The organism is Sulfitobacter sp. UBA1132 (assembly GCF_002311545.1).
Taxonomy (GTDB): domain Bacteria; phylum Pseudomonadota; class Alphaproteobacteria; order Rhodobacterales; family Rhodobacteraceae; genus Sulfitobacter; species Sulfitobacter pontiacus.
The window spans coordinates 2572-2870 of record NZ_DCAN01000006.1 but is presented as its reverse complement, the minus strand read 5'-3'; the positions used below and the strand labels follow the sequence as shown (position 1 = coordinate 2870).

1 pseudogene is annotated in these 299 nt (G+C 65.6%); it reads left to right on the top strand.

Features of this window, described 5'->3' with window-relative positions:
* Positions 1–299 (top strand): annotated as a pseudogene (locus B4F27_RS03765) (DNA polymerase III subunit delta'); the annotation flags it as partial.

Sequence of the window (299 nt, the reverse complement as noted above, 5' to 3'; positions counted from 1 at the left end):
CGCCCGCCGTATTGCGGCCGGGGGCGAAGGCGCGCTGAAGGCGATCACGCGCTCTGTTGACGAGAAAACCAAACGGCTGCGCAAGCAGATCGTCGTGGATGACATCCGCAAGTTGAACGGGTTCTTCCAGATGTCCGCTGCCGATGGCGGGCGCCGTGTCGTGATCGTCGATGACGCCGACCTGATGAACCCCAATGCTGCGAACGCGCTGCTCAAGATGCTGGAAGAGCCGCCCGCCCGCGCGATCATGCTGCTGATCAGCCACCGCCCCTCCGGCCTGCTGCCCACCATCCGCTCGC